The organism is candidate division WOR-3 bacterium (assembly GCA_016867815.1).
Classification (GTDB): Bacteria; Hydrothermota; Tepidihabitantia; order Tepidihabitantales; family Tepidihabitantaceae; genus UBA2258.
Genome location: VGIR01000060.1, coordinates 1 through 18,660, shown reverse-complemented (window position 1 = coordinate 18,660; position 18,660 = coordinate 1). Strand labels below are relative to the sequence as shown.

The 18,660-nt window shown below is 64.2% G+C and carries 12 protein-coding genes and 1 tRNA gene; 4 read left to right on the top strand and 9 right to left on the bottom strand.

The genetic code is table 11. From position 1 onward, the window contains the following. Nucleotides 1-137: 137 nt before the first annotated feature. A complete protein-coding gene (locus FJY68_09725) occupies nt 138-386 on the top strand; it encodes a hypothetical protein (protein ID MBM3332106.1) in 249 nt (82 codons plus the stop codon). 553 nt (nt 387-939) lie between these two features. Here FJY68_09725 and FJY68_09720 read toward each other — a convergent pair. The 4 genes from FJY68_09720 to FJY68_09705 form a co-directional block, all read right to left on the bottom strand. Continuing rightward, nucleotides 940-5,229 carry a T9SS type A sorting domain-containing protein gene (locus FJY68_09720; GenBank protein MBM3332105.1) on the bottom strand — a complete coding sequence of 1,430 codons (4,290 nt, stop codon included), beginning with the start codon at nt 5,227-5,229 and terminating at the stop codon, nt 940-942. A gap of 420 nt (nt 5,230-5,649) precedes the next feature. Next, complete coding sequence (locus FJY68_09715) at nt 5,650-7,185, bottom strand: phospholipid carrier-dependent glycosyltransferase (GenBank protein ID MBM3332104.1); 1,536 nt, start codon at nt 7,183-7,185, stop codon at nt 5,650-5,652. A gap of 82 nt (nt 7,186-7,267) precedes the next feature. After that, entirely contained in the window at nt 7,268-7,795 is a 528-nt protein-coding gene (locus FJY68_09710) for a gamma carbonic anhydrase family protein (GenBank protein ID MBM3332103.1), read from the bottom strand. Then, nucleotides 7,792-8,934: a hypothetical protein gene (locus FJY68_09705; protein MBM3332102.1), complete on the bottom strand. Its 1,143-nt coding sequence runs from the start codon at nt 8,932-8,934 to the stop codon at nt 7,792-7,794. Before FJY68_09705 ends, FJY68_09710 begins: the two co-directional genes overlap by 4 nt. A 172-nt stretch (nt 8,935-9,106) precedes the next feature. Between FJY68_09705 and FJY68_09700 the strand changes: the two genes are divergently transcribed. The 3 genes from FJY68_09700 (at nt 9,107) to FJY68_09690 (ending at nt 13,146) form a co-directional block, all read left to right on the top strand. Beyond that, the gene (locus FJY68_09700) at nt 9,107-10,186 is read left to right on the top strand and encodes a radical SAM protein (GenBank protein MBM3332101.1); all 1,080 of its coding nucleotides are present in this window, start codon (nt 9,107-9,109) and stop codon (nt 10,184-10,186) included. A gap of 343 nt (nt 10,187-10,529) precedes the next feature. After that, nucleotides 10,530-11,561, top strand: coding sequence for a class I SAM-dependent methyltransferase (locus FJY68_09695; protein MBM3332100.1), 1,032 nt, complete (start codon nt 10,530-10,532; stop codon nt 11,559-11,561). 319 nt (nt 11,562-11,880) lie between these two features. Continuing rightward, a complete protein-coding gene (locus tag FJY68_09690; GenBank protein ID MBM3332099.1) occupies nt 11,881-13,146 on the top strand; it encodes a PDZ domain-containing protein in 1,266 nt (421 codons plus the stop codon). 57 nt (nt 13,147-13,203) lie between these two features. On the opposite strand, the gene FJY68_09685 is transcribed toward FJY68_09690, so the two are convergent. The 5 genes from FJY68_09685 to FJY68_09665 form a co-directional block, all read right to left on the bottom strand. Continuing rightward, entirely contained in the window at nt 13,204-15,228 is a 2,025-nt protein-coding gene (locus FJY68_09685; protein ID MBM3332098.1) for a hypothetical protein, read from the bottom strand. Continuing rightward, nucleotides 15,222-16,034 carry a hypothetical protein gene (locus tag FJY68_09680; GenBank protein MBM3332097.1) on the bottom strand — a complete coding sequence of 271 codons (813 nt, stop codon included), beginning with the start codon at nt 16,032-16,034 and terminating at the stop codon, nt 15,222-15,224. The genes FJY68_09685 and FJY68_09680 overlap by 7 nt, the downstream gene beginning before the upstream one ends. Before the next feature lie 123 nt (nt 16,035-16,157). Then, nucleotides 16,158-16,233, bottom strand: a tRNA-Asp gene (locus tag FJY68_09675). A gap of 90 nt (nt 16,234-16,323) precedes the next feature. Further along, nucleotides 16,324-17,667, bottom strand: a complete 1,344-nt coding sequence (locus tag FJY68_09670) for an acetyl-CoA carboxylase biotin carboxylase subunit (protein MBM3332096.1) — start codon at nt 17,665-17,667, stop codon at nt 16,324-16,326. 70 nt (nt 17,668-17,737) lie between these two features. Then, nucleotides 17,738-18,115, bottom strand: coding sequence for a hypothetical protein (locus tag FJY68_09665; GenBank protein ID MBM3332095.1), 378 nt, complete (start codon nt 18,113-18,115; stop codon nt 17,738-17,740). Nucleotides 18,116-18,660: the final 545 nt, after the last annotated feature.

The window sequence follows — 18,660 nt, the reverse complement described above, 5'->3', positions numbered from 1 at the left end:
TACCCTATGTGCCGCCCGGCGCTTGCAGCGGCAATAGGGGGGTCAATCCGGGGGTGACCGCTGGGTTCAAAGCCGCACTCAATGTCGCCATCAATGTGGCCGTCATTCAAGGACTTAGCTCTCCCATCAGTTGAGCAATGAGCTCAGGGTTCAACGACGCGGCCAATCGTGCCTGGACTAGGGAACTCAGCGCCACCGTCAGTCAGGACGTCAACGCTGTACTCAATCCCGCAATCAGCCGTGCGGCGAGTCGCGCAGCGAGTTCCGGCTTGACTTGCGCGTTCAACCGCGAGTTGAATCCGGCCTTGAGTTGCGCGTTCAGTCCGCGGTTCAGTTCGGCACTGAGCGCCACAGTGATCGCGGCAGTTCTGGTGCGAGTGCTATGACCCGCAGCCGGTCTCGTGCGTAAGCCCTGTCCCGACGGAGTCGCCAGTTCGCTCGACTCCTCACTCCGACTCTCTCCTCGGGGAGGAGAGGGAGAAGGAAGGGACCTTGCGGTCGTCTATATGTAGTGGTGGGCCGCTCTTTGGCCACAATTCTGCCGGGGAGTGGGCGGCCCACCTGCCGCCTGGGGGGTGGCATCAGCCCATGGGAGAAGTCAAAAGTCAAGAGGTAGAACTCAAAAGCCAACGCAAGGAACATCGAACCGAGCATCGCCGAGAGCAACAACTTGAGCAACTACTGGCAGAACTTCGTGAGCAACGCGCGGTGCAGCGACGGATAGAGGTTGAGATTGAGGTCGAGGTTCAGGTCGAGATGGAGCGAAAGACGCGACTGCTGATGCAGGTGAATTCACAGCGCGCGAAGCTTCGGCCGGTACTTCGGGACGAACAACGAGAGGTACTTCGGGCGACACAGCCGAGCTTCGGCGCGGGGATCTGCAAGAGCCAAGGCGGCCCGAAGGCCGCCTTGCTTCTCCGAAGTGCTTTCTGGTCTCTGCTATCTCTCTACCACGAGCTTCTGCGTAGCCGAGTAGCCGGCAGTCTCCACGCGGACTAGGTAGACACCCGCCGGTATTGATTTGAGGTCAAGCCGGAATGACGAACTCGTGACTCCGGATGACGACCGGACGAGACGACCGGAAGCACTGAAGACCTCAATCGTCGCCTGCCCGCCCGGCGGCAGGCCGTAGCGCAGTATTGCGAAGCCGGAGGCCAGCGGATTCGGACTGATGGCGAACTGTCTGCCGCCCAGCTCCGTCTCTGCCGACATGACGCCCTCGCGCGCGGGCTGCGGCCCACTGGAGGAACCAAGCGCGTAGCGCCACAGCTCGAGGCTCTTGTTGCCTTTGAGCGCGAAGAGCGTGCCATCGACGCTGACCATGCTGGCGCCGGCGTAGACTTTGCGAGATCTGCCGTCCCGGGCCATCGGCGGTAGTTCATCGCCTTCGGACCAGGTGCCGGCGGCCGCGTCGTAGCGCCAGAACTCACTGGTGCTGCCGCCTTTGAGCGCGTAGACGCCGCCGTCGAAGAACGCGCCGCTGCCGCCGTCACGCGACTTCCGGTTGCGTCCGGCCTTGCCGACGAACGGCATGCCGTTGAGCCGCGTGCCACTCCAGACGCCGGTCAGGACGTCGTAGGCCCACAACTCGTGGTACCTCGCCTTGTGGGCGTAGATGGTGCGGTTGCCGTCAAAGACCAGGAAGGAGCCGCCGTACCATTTCGCGTGCGTGCCCATCGGGGCCGGCTGCATCGTCTCCCAGGTCCACGTCGCCACGTTGAATCGGTAGAACTCACAGGTCGGACCCTTGAGCAGGTAGACGAAACCGCTGTCGCCGATCTGGACATAGGCGGCGGCACCGGCCTTGACACGGCGGTGGGCCCCCGCGGGGACGTTGGCGAGTTGCAGCCAGGAGTCGGTCGTGACGTCGTAGCGCCAGAAACCGAACGTGTTGTTGCCCTTGACCATGTAGACGTATCTCACGTCGTCGGACGCGCCGCACGCGCCCCGGCGCGGCAGCCTGCCTTCGAGACCGAGCGGGATGGCCCGAAGTTGATCCCACTCGTTGGCGAGGATGTCGTAGGAGTAGAAGTCATCGGACTTGTTGCCCTTGCCGGCATAGAGGAGGCCGCTGCCGGCGTTGTAGGCCAGCCAGGCGCCATCCTTGACCGGTCGGTACGAGGGCGGCTGGGGCATGGACTTCATCTCTGCCCACACCGACACGGTCTTGAAGCTGCTGGTCTTAACGTTGTTATCGAGGTGCGTATCATCGATCAGGTAGGTGCTGCATTTCGCCGTCCAGTCGCCGAGGAGCCGGAGGGTGCAGGGGCGGAAGGCGTTGACCAACCGGTTGTTGGCAGGATCGAGGTTGGTGACGAAGGCGCTGTCGGTGTAGTAAAGGTTCCCATTCGGGTCGGTAAGGAACAGCCAGACTTCGAAATCGATCGCGACCGCCCCGTAGTTGCGGACGGTCACCGCGGGGGTGGTGACCTCGCGCGGCGCGTAGTTGCCGGCCGGCTTGTTGATGCCGACCACGCCGACGTCTTTCTTGATCATCACCGTGACCCGGTCGGAAAGAGTGTCGTCGCTGCGCTTCTGGTCCCCGGTGAGCCGGGTCGAGCAGCGCACGGTATGCACGCCGAGCGGCGATGCGACCCAACTGGAGAAGTAGATCTGAATCGAGTCGCCGGGCGCGAGATTGGTGATGGTCTGCGTGTTGGTGTAGACCGTCCCGATCAGCATCGTGGCCGAGAAGGTCGCGGCCACGCTACCGTGGTTCCGGACCAGGGCCTGCGGCGTCACGAGCGTGCCCGAGTCGACCGTGTCGACCGGCGCGACAATCGCGGCCACGCCGACATTGGTCACCCGCACATTCACGGTGCCGGATAGTGTGTCGTTGTCCGGATCCTGGTCAGCCGTGAGGGCCGTCGAGCAGCGCACGGCGTGGGTGCCGCGCGCGGCAGCGGTCCAGGCGGCGAAGCTGACCTGAATCGAGTCGCCGGGCGCGAGATTGGTGATGGTCTGCGTATTGGTATAGCCGGTGCCGATTGTCATCGTTGCCGGGAATGTCGACGCGCCGGTGCCGAAGTTCCGGACCCAGGCCCGCGGGGTGAGAGTAGTGCCGGAGTCTACCGTGCCGGCCGGGGCCGCGATGCTCCGGACGCCGACATCAATCACGCTGATCGGCGAGCTGACGTCGCCGGTTATCGTGTAGGCGAATCGCTGCTTCGAGCCGGTGGCGACGTTCTGGCCGCGCACCCGGATCTTCCAGGTGCCGGTGGCGGGCGAGTTGACGCGGGCGCATTCCTCGACGTTGATGTTGTCCCAGGTGACCGGGTTGGGGACCGACTGGCCGCCGGAGTACTGGTTGCCCCGATAGTTGGTGCCGGACGGGTCGACGACTTCAAGGTTGAGGTCATTGACCAGCGTCGGGTTGGCTCCCGATGCCGCGGCCGTATCGGTCCAGGCCAAAGCGATCCGGAGCGGTAGCGCCGAGTTGACTACAAACTCCTGCTCACGGTATTCGCCCGTGCCGATTCCGGTGGTATCGTCCTTGATCATCAGCCGGCGCGCGTCACCGGCGAAGTAGAGGACCGAGTCAGCGTCAATCCGTCCCCAGCCGATGTCGAAACTCGGAACCGTGAAACTGCCGATGTTCGGGTCGGCGGAAGCGAGGGCCATGGAGCGGAGTAGTGCCGCCGAGATGTAGCCCAGCCGGTCACCGGTAACCGGGGCGCCGGTCGGGTAGTAGCCCTCACGCAGGTAGCAGCGCATCAGGCCGATGGCGCCGTTCACCGCCGGTGTGGCCATCGACGTGCCGGACAACGCCGTGTAGCCGTTGGTGCTGGGCGAGGGGAGGGCGGAGTAGAGGGAAACGCCGGGCGCGCAGATGGTGGGTTTGGTCCGGTTGTCCTGGGTCGGGCCGCGGCTGGAGAAACCCGCGATGGTGTTCGAAGCGGTGCCGTTTCCCGTCGCACCGACGGTGATAACGTTCTTGGCGATACCGGGATTGCGGATGCGGCGGACGCCACCCTCGTTGCCGGCGGCGAAGATGTTCAGGAAGTCGGGGTGGGCCCAGCAGTAGGCGTCGGTGGAAGCGTCCATCGTCGTGTAGTTGCCAGTCGAATTGGACGCTCCCCATGATCCCGAATGCTGGAGAATTGGACGCAGGGAGTCGGGCAGACCTCTTCCCAGGTAGACCGAATCCCAGAGGGGCGTCAGGTCCGCCCCAACCACGAAGCCACCGGAGGAGTTGGTTAGATCAACAAAGTAGAGGCGGCCCTTGATCGACATGCCGTCGTTGTAACTGGTGCCGCCGGTTACCGAGTCGTCGCCCGCGACCGTGCCGTTGACGTGGCTGCCGTGATAGACGTTCTCTCCCGCATCCGCGCCCTGGTAGAGTTTGAAGGCCACGACTTTGCGGTGGTCGGGCCAGATCCCGGGTGCCACCACCGGCAGGGACGGGTCGCGGAACAGGTCATGGCCGAGGTTGAGCCCGGTGTCGGTAGTGGACATGATGACTCGGCGGCCCCGGACGCCGCGCTGCCATGACGTGCGTACGGCCATTGCCGTATCCGGCTGCGGCGAGCTCTTCCATCCCGTCTGGGTCACCCACTGACACTGGTTGTTGGCGATCTCGGGGGCAATCCACTCCTGGATCCAGAGGACTTCCTGGAGTTGAGCGATGGCGGGAATGAGGTCGGCGGATATGCCGGCCCGGACCGTGGTGGCAAAACTCGTGGTGAGCTCCTCAATGACAGCGCCGCCACCTGCCTGTATCAGGTCCACGACCGCAGCGCCGGTCTCACCCGGCATGAGTTGAACAACGACCTCCAGGAATCCCTGCGCGTCAGGCAGCGCGTGCTGGAGTTTGTAGGCCGGCTGGAAGAGCCCGACCCATCGTACCTGTGGGAAGTTGCTTGCCAGTGCCTGCTGCTCGCGTCCAAGCCTGCAGAGCATGGCGTAGTTGGGGAGGTAGCCGAATGGTCGTATCCCTTGCCGTTCGAGATCCCGAACCCACTCGCGCTGAATCGGACCTTCGAACTGAATGATGTAGTACCCGGATTGGCCAGGTACTTCGCGCGCCGTGAGACCGGCCGGCAGGTCGGGCTCGCCGGTGCGTGTGTCGATGGTGATTCCATTGGCGAGGGAGATGAAGTTCGCTTCCTCGCCGGCTGAGGGCTCGAACCGGCGAGATGGACCCATACTGTAGTGCGATTCGGATGGCCGGGCCGCGAATGCGGATACGACCAGCAAAGCAAGAAGAGCAACCACAACGTTTTTCTTCACGACTCCTCCTTGGCAGGGTTAGGGTTGTGTAGGCGAGATGCAACGACTCGCAGACGCATGAGCCCGGATCCGGACGCACGAGGCTTGGCTCTGATGGAGGAGATTGAGGAGCAATCCGGCATCAGATTCGGCTCTTTGGTACGCACCCGTGCTCCGCCAGTCCCGGGCTCGAGCCCGGTTGCCCATCACGGCCACATTTGGCCGGCGCCGGCTCTGCCGGAGAATGCAACCCGGGCCGCTGCGGAAGTGGCAGCACCACAATACATTATAGCATGGGTCGCTGCCCGTTGTCAAATCCGGGCAGCTTTCCGGGAACGCGACGCACACGCTAACCTCCTGCAGAACCGTTACTTCGGCCTGCCACCGGTCCCCGGCGCGACAAGAGCCAAGCTCGGAGCCGTTCTTCGGGCGGCTCCGGATTCACGGGTATTCGGACGATGGCGGCGGATTCGTGGGCTGCACACCGGGTTTGATCCGGGCGACGTGGAACTTGGGTGGTGCTGTGGTGAAGACGATTTCCCAGAGGTCGGGATTGTCCCGGAGTATCGGTCCGATCAGGCGTGGGGTCAGGTCGGACCACTGGAAGTTGTCGAGCAGGATGTATTGGCTTCTCTGTAAGGCCGACATGACCTGCGTTCGATCCTCCGTTATTGGATAGCAGAAGGAACGTCGCCCGGAAAGAAGGTAGACGAACTCGGGTTTGCGGGCCAGTACTACCGCCTGTTCAGGCACATTCGCCTTGATCCATTCCATAGTCTCGAAGCAGTGGCGCCAGTCGATCGGGTAGCCTGAGTACCTGTCACCGCGCAGGTATCCGAAGTTGTCCCTGACTGCCCCGCGGGCGAGCGCGGTTATCTGAACCGCGTTGACCAGCACGATCGCGACGGCGAGCATAGGAGCGAGCCAATGCCATCTGAGTCGCGCAGCCACCCAGTCTGCACCGAGGAACAGGAAGACGACGGCCAGAGGAAGGAAAGGAAGCAGAAAACGTTCGGTCACCCAGATATGGGGCCAGCAGACCAGCACCGGTACGGCGCAGAGAGCGCAGGACGCGAGGATGCCATGCTTTTTGAATCCGCGGATGAGCCCGATCGCCGAGAGGAGAGAAAGGACGATGCCAATTATGGTCTCGGACCCGGAGTTCGGTTGCGTCGGACAGAGCGTACGGGGGTACGCCCTGGCCACGTAGTCCCGCAGGTTCTGCCACACACGCAGCGCCCAGTCCCCGAGACTTGCCCGTCCCTGTTCCAGGAAGTAGGGGTGTTTGGCCAGCAGTTGCTCGAAGTAAGGTTGTTCGCTGCCGGAGCGGGCGTTGATGACCTGCCAGGGAACGGCCGTAGCTGCAAACAGGGCCAGGAGAACGACGAGGTTGCGGTACTGTCGCCGCGCGAGAAACAGCAGGGCCAGGCCCAGCACGACTGCGACTCCCGCGCTGCGGATGAAACAGGTCGCGACCGCGAGCGCGCAGGCTCCGAGCCGCAACCGGTCGGCAACTGCTTTCGGCCGCTGGTCCGCAAGTACGAGGCAGTAGAGAGCTCCAACCAAAACGAGGAGGAAAGGCATTTCAGATAGGACCCAGTGGTTGTTGACGATCAGCGCGGGCACCGACGCTAGAGTCGCCATCACCGGCCAGGCTTTCTCTCTGAGGACCCGCTCGCAGAGACGATAGGTGAGGAGCATCGCCGCGATGCCGGTGAAGAGGACGAAGAGCTTTGCGGCCAACACGTTCACTCCGCCAAAGACGAGGTTGACGGCAGCGAGCATCAGCGGGAACCCGGGCGGGTACTGGGTATGCGCCGGCGTCCCGGGAAGATGTACATCCCGGTAGCCCGTGCCTTCGGCCAGAGACTTCCCGAGTATCAGGTACCGGGCATTGTCGCCGAAAGTCGCCAACTTAGGGTCGAACAGAAGGACCGAAAGCGCGACGTAGAGACCGAGCAGCGCCGGAATGAGCAAGCGGCGAGCCCCGGCTATCCGCGACCGGGGACCCGGAGAAGACCGCGACTTCCCGCCGGCGGCCGACCGGTTGCGCCGGTCGCTAGACCTCCTGGTTCCCAAAGTCCTGTTCGATGTACAGCCTGGCCCGGGTGGCGTAGTCGGCCGCGTTGCGGCGGATGCGTTCGGTCTCCTCGGGCGTAAGCGGGCGCTTTACCACCCCCGGGACGCCGGCAACGAGCGAGCCGTCCGGTACCACGAAGTCCTCGCGCACCACCGCGCCGGCGGCGATGATGCAATTCCGACCGACCCGGGAGCGATTGAGCAGTATCGCGCCCATCCCGATGATGCAGTCGTCACCCACGGTCGCGCCGTGGATAATGGCGCGATGGCCGACGACTACCCGGTTGCCGATTACGGTCGGAGTGTTGTAGTCGACGTGGACCATGGCGAGGTCCTGAACGTTCGTCTCCTCGCCGACGGTTATCGGCGCCATGTCTCCGCGTACCACCGCGTTGAACCAGATGCTGGCCCCGCGCTGGAGCGTTACCTGGCCGACGACAGTCGCGTTGCGTGCCACAAAACAGGTCGGGTCGACCTGCGGCACCCAATCCTTCAGCCGGGCAATCATCTGACCGCCTCGGGGTTCAACTGCAGGAACCGGCAGACCAGCACATCCTTCGTCTTTCCCTGTACCGTCGCTGCCGTGCAGACGTCCTCGTTGACCACCAGGTCGATTCCGCCGGCGCTCGGCCCGGGAGAGTACTGCTTCTGCCAGACCGATACCGCGTCCGGCCTGTACTGGAAGGCGAGGATCTCGCTCTTCCCGTCCTGCAGCAGCAGGCTGCCGGCGATGAAGACCTCCGAGTCCTTGGTGACAAAGATGCCTCTGCCGGTTGCCTGGGCCACGGTGCCGTAGGCGAGCTTGCGGATCAAGTCGCCGTTCGGCGCGTACTCGATGATGACGCAGCGGACCGAATCTCCAACCCGGGCGGTACCGGTGGCGATGACGTTGCCGAACCCGTCGAAGGCGATGTCGCCGGGCTCGTCGCTTCCCCCCGAGTCGTAGCGCCGGGTCCACAGTGTGTCGCCGTTCGGGGCAATCTTGATGATGACGATGTCCGGGTTGGCCGCGTTCTCGCCGTGCAGTCCGACCACCGTGAGGTTGTCATCAGCATCGCAGGCGATTCGAGCGGCAAGATCGTTGGGGCCGAGGTCGAGGTTCTTCACCCAGACGGTTCGGCCGTCCCTGGCGTCCAGCAGGGCGATCATGTAGTCGGTGTCGGCATCGGTGCCGGCAACACCGCAGACGGCTATCCGGTCTCCGGAAACAGGGCAGATGCCGGTGCCCCACGTTTTCTCTCCGACCGACAGCCCCTTCTGCCAGATGATCTCGCCGCCGGCTGCGTAGCGGATGACCAGGCAGATGTCCTGGCCTTCGGACTTTGACCGGCCCGCGGCGAACAGGGGGCCGAGGGTATCCGCCCAGAGGTCTTGGCACATCGCATAGGGCGACTCTCTGTACATCTGTGTCCAGACTTCACTGCCGCTGCTGTCCAGCTTGGTCACGAACCAGCCGGCGCGGTCAGACCCGCCCGGTCTGGTGGCGACGAAGCTGACGTAGTAGTTGGTGCCGTCGGATGTGAGCGCGGTCGCGGTTTCATCACCGCCGATGTCCAGGGTCTTCTGCCAAACGACGGGTCCCACGCCGCACCCGGCCAAGAGCAGCGCCAGCAGCGCAGCGGGAATCCGGAGAAGGTCACTTTTCACTTGTACTCCTTGCTTGGGGCGGACTTTCGCGGAGCAGTTCACGGATTGATATTGCCGCCGGCAAGCGCAAAGTCAAACCTGCACCGCTTTCTCTGCAGTTCTGCCGCTTGCGTCCCGCGTTCCGTACCACCTCCTTGCGTCCCCAATCCGGGTGCGCTATGCTCTCGGCTCGATGACTACGGACTTTCTCGGCCGGTTCGACGCTCAAGTCGCACGCGTATTCAGGTATGCGGCCCGGGCGGCCTGGAAGAACCCCAGGCAGGCCGTCTTCTTCGCCCGTATCCAGGCTGCCCAGTCGCGCTCGGCCCGGCTGCGCGACCAGCAGCGTGAGCGCGGGGTCCAGGTGCCGCCACTCGTCATCGCCAGCATCACCAACCGCTGCAACCTCCACTGCCGCGGGTGCTATGCCCGGGCTCGGCACGGTACGCGCCGGCCGGAGCTGACCGACGAGCGGTGGGCGGACCTGTTCGGGCAGGCGCAGGAGTTGGGGGTCTCGGTAATCATGATTGCCGGCGGCGAACCGTTGATGCGGCCCGGGATTCTCGACGTCACACGCATGTTCCCCGGTCTCATTTTCCCGCTCTTCACCAACGGATTGCTGCTCGACGACTCGGTCATTGCCCGATTCCGGAGCCAGCCGCAGGTGATTCCCGTGCTGAGTGTCGAGGGTTGGGAACCGGAGACCGATACGCGCCGCGGCGAGGGAGTCTTCGAGGCCGTGGCCGCTGCGGCCGAGAAGCTGCGGCGGGCCGGCATTTTCTTCGGGGCGTCGCTCACGGTCACGCGTCGGAACTTCGAAGCCGTTACCGCCGAAGGGCTGGTCCAGGCGCTGATCGGGAACGGGTGCAGCTTGTTCATCTTCGTGGAATACACGCCGGCAGAACCGGGAACTGAGGATCTGACCCTGCTGCCCGCACAGCGGCACAAACTGGTCGAGTTCTCGGAAGGACTGCAGAAGACGGCGCGGCCGGTATTCATCGTATTCCCGGGTGACGAAGAACAATTCGGCGGGTGCCTGGCAGCGGGACGCGGATTCGTTCACGTCGGGCCTGATGGCAGCCTCGAGCCCTGTCCGTTCGCGCCCTATTCGGACACGAGCGTGGCTGAGAAGCCGTTCAAGGAGGCGCTCGCGTCGCACCTGCTCAAGGCGATTCGCGACAACCACGCGCAGCTCAAAGAAACGCGCGGCGGCTGCGCGCTCTGGCGCAGGCGCGAATGGGTCGAGGGTCTGGCGAAGAAGCAAGAACGATAGAGGCACCCCCGGCCTCCGCCATGGTCCGAGCTCAGGACAAATGCGTTGAGCTTTGACCAGAGCGGTGCGCAAAGCCAGGGAGCGCGTGGTGGCGCCAGACTGCGGAATCCACGGTGTCTTCTCCGGGCCCTGGAGTTCTCTACGTCCTGGCGGTTGTCATCCCTTGTGCGTCGGCTGAGGGCGAGACCCGCCAGTCGCTTCGCTCCTTCGGGGTGACACATAGCCTCAAGGCTCCGGTCCGAAAGCGTTGGTGTCAGGTTTCTGATTTCTGCTCTTTCGAGTCAACCGGTTCGGCCGGGCGCGCCTTGACTTAGCTGCGGAGGAAGCTATCATAGCCCCGAACATGGCGAAGAAATACACGGTTCTTGAGACTTGGATTGTCAACACGGCCAAACCGGTCGAGTCCAGCAGCGCAGAACAGACTTTTGACCGTATGGAGCGGCAAGGCGGTGGCAAGCTGCCCGTCATCGACGTTCCGATTGAGTACGGTCTGGAAGAGCACTTCCTCGACGAGGCGCGGATCCGCGACTTCGCCGTGCACATGGGCAACGCCCAGGAAGTCCTCGATGTCGGGCCCGGCGACGGCTGGCCCCTGCTGCGTATGGCTCCGCTGTTCAAGGCAGTGACCGGCGCCGAGGCTTCGCAGCGGCGCGTCGACGCCGTCAACGCCGGTGTCGAGAAGCTGGGTCTCAAGAACGTCACCGTGAAGAAGGTTTCCCCGACAGGGCTGGATTTCCCGGACAACCGCTTTGACGGCGTGGTGGCAGCTACCTCCATTGAGCAGAGCCCGGACCCCTACAAGGCGATTGCCGAAGTGTTCCGGGTCCTGAAACCCGGTGGCCGCTTCCGGGTCTGCTTCGAGCCCAGCGAGGGACGCGAGCGTGAGCTCACCGAGGGGCTGATGTTCTCCGAGACCGCTGATTCGCTGGGCTATCACTATTCCTTGAAGCACTCGCGGCCGCCGTGGGAGCGGAACTACCTGGTGAAATTCGCCAGCACGCCGGAGATGAAGGAGGAGTTCCGGAAGCTGCGTGACCTCGTCGACCGGCTCGGGCCCAGCCCGTCGGCCAACCCGGAGGTCGGGCTGCAGTTCCTGGAGCGGAACCTGTCGGCAATCACCGGCGCGAGCTTCTATGAACTCGAGCACTTCACCAGTCAGTCGATGAAGGAAACGCTGGAAGACGCCGGGTTCGTTAACGTCAGGATTACGTGGTCCGCAGCGACCCTGGCCCGCAGTATCTGGACGCAGGTGAGGAACTCCGGTTTCAGCGACGTGCAGGCGCAGGCGGTCTGCGCCGGTCTGGCCGATCTTTCGGCGCGACTGGACGCACCGGCAGGCATGGGTGAGCCGGTGGTCGGCACGAAGCCGGCGTAGGCGCGGCGCGGCAGCGCCGCGCAAGCTCGAGGTTCGAAATCCGAGTGACGACTGAATGACGAAGTCCGAGTCCTCAATTGGTCATTCTCCGCAATTCGAGCTTCAATCGTCATTGACCTCAGCGGTCCCTGTCTGACAGCGCGAGTTTCGTCATTCGGACTTCCCCTCAACGTTTCGCTTGCTTTCCCCCGGCTCCAGGTTCATAATGGCAGCGCAATGGCCGAGAAGTCGAACGCCGGTCGTGAAGGTGTCGCACCGCGACGACTGAGCGGTTCGAGTTCGGGAATCCCAGTCCTTACTTTCCAAACTAGGAGTAACAGTGAGTAGGCAGTCTGTTTTGCTCGCGCTGGCAGCCCTGGTCGTGGTGTTCGCCTGCCGCAAAGAGGAGACCGGCGAAGCGCTTGGTGCCACCTATGCGCAGATAGACAGGCCGGCGATCTGGCGCGTTCTGCCTCGGACCCAGGCCGAGTCGCTCGGGCTCGAGCCCGGCGACGTGATCATTTCCTACGGTGACGAACCAGTCAAGACCACCGAGGAACTGGTGCAGCTGCAGTTCCGGTCGGTAGGGTCGGCGGAGAGGATTCCGATGACAGTGCTGCGCGGGGATGCGGAGGTGAAGGTCGCGGCCACGCCCGGCGTGCTGGGCGTGCTGCCGGACGCCGAGCGTTATCCCGGTGGGCTTGCTCTGGCGCTGAAGGACGTGTTAGGCTACTACGGCGTGACCGCGGACTACGACTGGCTGGCCGCCCTGACCGGGGAGTCATTCGCCTTCACCGCCCGGCGCGAGGGCTGTCGCGGCGCCTGGCCGAACGGGCTCTCCGGCGACTATCTTGAGGGCCTGACCGAACACTACGGCCTGACCTTCCGGGCGGTTCTTGGCGGGTCCGCGGACCCGGTCAAGCCGGCGAGCGAGGTCCAGGGCGACGCCGTGGCTGCGATCCGCGACAGGCTGGCCCGGGGCAGGCCGATACTGGTTTTTGGCGCCTGGCCGGCGAGCAACGGGTTTGGCTGGGGCGTCGCCGCCAGATACGATGCGGCTGATTCGGCGCTGTATGGCTACACCCTGGGTGCGGGTGACGAGGTGAGGTTGAGCGGTCCGATAGCCGAGGCCTACGAGGTTTCGTATCGCGCAGCCGATGAGCCGGACCCGGCCGAGTTGTTGGCCATGGTGCTGACGCAGGCGTTGGAACTGGGCCAGGCGTCCGCCGACTCCGGCTGGCAGTCGGGTATCGCCGCCTACGACCTCTGGATTCGCGACCTTGATACCACTCCCTTTTGCCCGGTGTGCCCGGATAGCGGCAAAGGCTGCTTCGACCGGCTCATCTGGACCCTGCTGGCCAACAAGGAGAGCGCGAACCGGTTCCTGCAGGACATGCGCGAGGCGCTTCCGGACCAGACCGCCCTGATCGACGAGGCTATCGCCCAGAACACGGCGATAATCGGCAAGCTCAGCGGTATTGTTCAGAGCGGAGTCAAGATCGGCACCACGGAGAACCAGCAGAAGCTGGCCCGAATGGTGAACGAAATCCAACTGGGCGAAACCGAACTTCTGGGTTTGTACGAGAACATCATGGGTGAGTTGTAGGCGGAAAGGCCAGACGTTTGCAGCCGGACCGGCAGCCCCGGTCCGGCTTTGCTTCATCTATGGTGCGTAGTAGACGTCGTCGAAGCCCGGGTCCCAGTTGTGGAGCCAGTTCTGGCTGCGGATCGTGTCAGGGTCGAGTTCGGTGTTCCGCATGAAGACGCAGTAGTTACTCGAGAAGGCAATCTCGTTGCCGGTCAGCACCGGCACGCAGCTGTCGACGAAGACAATTCCGCGGTTGGCGCCGCCGCCGTAGAGCAGACGGGAACGTTCCACACGGCTGGTGCTGGTGGTGTAGCGATGGAGTTCGAGTCCGTCCCACGCGCCGGGCTGCGCTGCCGCGCCGGTGAGAGTGACCGAATCGGCCTGCAGGCTGGCCCGGGCCGTGCGGCCGACAGCCAGCGCAGCGCCGGACGCAAACCGGAGCTCGACCCCGTTCTCGATCAGCAGCGTCGGCTCAAGGGCTGACCCTACTTCGATGGTTTCACGTATGAGGTAGGGCACCCCTTGCTGGCGGTACTGGGCGTTGCTGGCCACGTTACCGCCGGCCACCTCGATGGCATCGTCTGCGTTGCCAGTGAAGCTGTTTCCGTTGCCGATGGTGCCGACGTACTGGGCGGCAATGCGCAGGGGGAACCCGCCGCATCCAGTGATGGTGTCGTTCTCGAACCGGGCGAAGCCGGTGTTCTGGCAGTAGATGCCGGTGCCGGCGCTGCCCGAGACCTTAGTGTTGGCAATCAGCACTTCGGCGTAGCAGGTGATTGCGGCCGCGTTGCTCGCGCCCGCCGCTTCGATGCTGCAGAAGTTGAGAATCGTGCGGACCGGGTCGGTCTGTTCCCAGAACTCGAGGCCGCGCCACTGGCCGGAACCGGCTACGAGCGGGCCGAAGACGACGCGTCCGTAGGTTCCGTCGGCACGCAGTGCGCCGGGCTTGCCCAGCCCGACCCGCAGTCTGGCGCTGTCAGCAAAGAGGAGTGAGCAGCCGGGCGCGACGTAGAGCAGCGGGTTCGTGCTGTCGGCAACCGTGAGCGTGGCGGTGATGGCGTAGGGGAACCCGAGGTTGGTCCAGGTGTCGGTCGCCGCAACCGTGCCGCCCGGGATTTCGATGGCATTGCGATAGTTGTCGCTGAACTTGTTGTCGGCGGTGATGGCCGAAACCAGACCGGGACTGACGCTGACCGGGAACCGGGCGCAGGCGGAAAAGACGCTGCCGGCGAGCGAAGCGAGCCCGCCTCCCGAGGCCGACACGCCCGATCCCGAACTCGAGAAGAACTCGCTCGAGTCGATGGCCACTCCGCCTGCCTCGCACTTCACCAGATAGCCTCCGCCTCCTGCATACTCAACCAGGCAGTGACGCAGGAGGCTTCCGCCCGGAACCGTGTTGGCCCGAAAGAGGATACCGTTCCACGCGCCCGGAGCCGGTGCCGTGCTGAGCGTGCTGAAGGTAATCACCGAATCGGCCTTGCCGCGCGCGAAGATGCCGGCCGGCGAGCGCGTGCCGACCGCGACGGTCGCGCCGTCAGCGACCAGCACGACCGTGCCTGGCTCGAGCGTGAGCATCGCTTCAATGAAGAGGTCCGAATCAACGACATGGGGACTCGACGCGGCCTCCCAGGTCTCGGCCATCCCGATGGTCCCGGAGTGATGCTTGCCGGCAGAGCTGCTGACATGGACGGTGACTTCCGGCGAGGAGCTGCGGTTGCCGGCTGCGTCCGCGGCGGAGCAACTCAGGGTGTGAGTGGAGCCGGGCCGCATCAAACCCAGCCAGGCAAACTCGAACATCTGACCGGTCGGGGACGAGTCGGCGCCGAGACGGACGCCGTCTACCAGGAACTCGACGCTGACTACCCTCTTGTTGTCGGTTGCGCGGGCGCGGACGGTTACGGGTCCGGCAATCGTATCGCCATCTGCCGGCGCGATGATTACCACTTCCGGCGGGGTGATGTCCTCGCCCGGGCAACCGCCGAGGAGAAAAAGAGAGAAGAGTGAAGAGAGAAGAGCGAAGAACGAGGAGCTGCGTCCGATGTACGATGAACGTCGTTGTCCTTCGTCCCTTTTCCTTTGGAGGTAGCCTTGAACTACCACTTCTTGCCTACTTCCAGGAACTCCCACTCAGTGCCGGCCCGCTTGAGGTAGACCTCGACTCCACGCGGCCGGCGTTTGCGGCCGAGCAGATCGCGCGTGGTCGGAGTTACGTCCACCACTACCAGCGCGATGTCCCCAATCAGCCGGACCAGCGCGAGGTGGAGCAGGAACTCGGTTCGGGGTAGTCGGATGCCGGCGCGGATCTCCTCCGGCGTGGTCCAGTAGACAGGGGATTCCAGCCGGTACTCGCCTTCGCCCGGCCGTCCCAGGCGCAGCATCACGACCGTATCGGGTCGCTCGAACCCGGACTTGAACAGGGCGAGACCTGACCGGGAAAGCACGTATCGCACTCCGGCTTCACTTGCTTTCACCAGCGCGAGCGAATCGACCTGGCCAAAAGCAAAACTCGTGTCGAGGATCCGCGACAACCAGACGAGCTGCCAGCCACGGCCGGAGTTCAACCAGTTCTGGTAGACGTAGTTGTGGTTGCGCTCGCCCGCGAAGACGAACCAGCTCGAAACGTACCCGGACGGGCCCTTGATGTCCACCACCTTGTGGCTGGCGCGAACGATGCGGCGTCCGCGGGACCAGCGGGCCAGCGCCGAATCGAAGCGTGCGAACGAGTGCTCGGCGGCAAATCCCGGCGTGAACATCCGGTAGATTTCGCGCGACTGGTTGGCGACTACGGCCTCGGTGAAGGATTGTGAATGCAAGGCAAGCTCGTAGTTGGACTTGAGCCTGGCGGCGGGAGATACGGCCGGGGCCGCCGTGGTGAGCATTGCCACCAGAAGCAGCGCAGCGGCCAAGCGCGAATTCCGAAGCGCGAGACTCGATGGAAGCCAGAATGCAGGCGAATTACGAATCCGGACTGCGTGCCTGACCCTCATTGACTCGTCATTCGAGCTTCGTGATTCGGACTCTTCGGTCAGCGGGGTCTACCGGATTTGAACCGGCGGTCTCTGCCGTGACAGGGCAGCGTGTTAAACCAGGCTACACTAAGACCCCGACTGTCAGCGCCCGTTGGCGGCGCACGACGTAATCATATTCGAGCGGGAGCACAAGTCAAACTCCGCCCGTGCGCCGGGAGCGTTCTGCCTATGCCTCGTCCAGCATGCCGGTAGTGACTCTGCCCCTCTGGAACCGCGGGTTGTGGAGCAGCCGGCGCAGGAACGCGGTCGTGGTCTTGACGCCCTCGATCCGGGTCTCGGCCAGAGCGCGGTCCATGCGGGCGATGGCGGCGGTGCGGTCCGGCGCCCACGAGATCACCTTGGCTATGAGCGGGTCGTAGAAGGGGGAGACTTCGGAGCGGGAGAGGAGCGCCGAGTCTGCCCTGATGCCCGGCCCCCCCGGCAGGCTGACCTCGGTCAGGAAGCCGGGGCAGGGCTGGAAGTCTGCGTCCGGGTCCTCCGCGTAGATGCGGCACTCGATCGCATGCCCCTGAGGAGCGCGGGTAAGGTCCGGGTCGAACTTCTCCCCGGCCGCAACCAGTATCTGCTCCCGCACGATGTCGGCGCCGGTCACCATCTCGGTGACCGGGTGCTCGACCTGGAGCCGTGCATTCATCTCCATGAAGTAGAAGGTGCCGGTGTCGTCGCCGATGAACTCGACCGTCCCGGCGCCGAAATAGCCCGCTGCCTTGGCAGCAGCCACGGCCCACGATCCGAGCTGTTCGCGCTGCTCCGCCGTGAAACCGGGTGCGGGCGACTCCTCGATCAGCTTCTGGTGGCGGCGCTGGCACGAGCAGTCGCGTTCACCCAGATGCACGAGCGTGCCATGCCGGTCCCCCAGCACTTGGATCTCCACGTGCCGGGCGCCGGCCAGATACTTCTCGATGTAGACCCGCTGGTCGTCGAATGAGCGCTTGGCCTCGGCCATGCACATTTGAATGCCGGTCTCAAGATCGGCTTCGCGCTTGATGACACGCATTCCCTTGCCGCCGCCGCCGGCCGCGGCTTTGACCAGCACCGGGTAGCCGATTTCGGCGCAGAACTTCGCTGTCTCGCGGCTGAACGCCAGCGGGCCGTCGGAGCCGGGCACCACCGGAACGCCGGCGGCTTTCATCCGTCTCCGGGCTTCGACCTTGTCGCCGAGCAGCCGCATCGTCTCCGGTGCGGGCCCGACAAAGGTGATTTTGCAGGTGGCAACCGCCTCGGCGAAGTCCGGGTTCTCGGAAAGGAACCCGTAGCCGGGATGGAGAGCGTCACACCCGGTCACGGTCGCAGCCGAAAGCACCCGCGACGGGATGAGGTAACTCTCGGCGGTCGGACCCGGGCCGATGCAGACCGCGTCGTCCGCCAGCATCACCGGCAGTGAGGTCCGGTCCACTTCAGAATAGACGACGACGACCGGGATCGAAAGCTCGCGGCAGGTGCGGATGACCCGGACCGCAATCTCGCCCCGGTTAGCCACCAGCAGCTTCTTGAAGGGCGGTCGCTTCAGAATCGGTGCTTCGCGTGCGATGCTCTAGTCCTTTCGGTGGCCTAGAGCGTAAGCACTGGCGTAGCCCGGGTCAAGCGCGGGCGGCTTGTCCCAGCGCCCTCCGGGCATATCGCTCCGATGCGGAGCAGAGCGGCCGCAGAGGAAGAAGCGGGGCGAGCCGAAGGGCGCGGCCCTCCCTGCCGGACTCCGCTGCGCCGGGATCAGGGCGGTACGGGCGCGAAAGCGCCCAGAGCTCCCGGCCGAAGTTGAGGTAGAACGGGATCTGGATGGTCTTCACTCCGGCACCACCGCAGACCTGTCTGATCTGCAGCTCCGTGGCCGTGATGGTCGGATACACCGCGGTCACGCTGGCCAGCATGACCGGTCGCCTGTCGTCGAGCGTCGCCTTGATCCGCCCGGTGTTGTACTTCACGTTCCAGTTCGCGATCCTCTGTGCTGGATCCATCATGGGAACCTGCCTTTCTGTGCGGTTCCCTGCACGGTCTCGGACGCTTTCGGGCTTCAGGGCTGCGGAAGGCCGGAGACAGTTCCACGGAGCGTCTGCATCGGATTCGGCGCGGTACAGTCCCCGTTTTCCCCTTCTGCCCTCACATATCTGTGTGGACACCGCAGCCGGATTTGCCCATTTCTCGTCACCTCGTCCATCGTTCCGAAAGAAGAGATGCCGGCTCGCGCCGGCGCCCGTGCTCTGGCTGCTGTCTGCCCTCTCTACCTATACCGCCAACCTTGTGGGTTTGGGACACGACCGCGATTGGAAATGGGGACAGTGGGGCTGTTGAAAAAGTCTTGACATCTTTCTGACGGCTGGTGCGTCTGAAGGGATGGTGACGCCCAACCGAAAGGACTCCACTGACAATGGTAGGTAATCAGGACCGCTGGCGTGAGGACATCTTCGTCGCCTGTCCGCTTCGGGACCTGGTGCCCGACGACCATGTACTGAAACGGGTTGACCGAGTGTTGGACTTGTCCTGGCTGCGGGACGAGGTGGCAGAC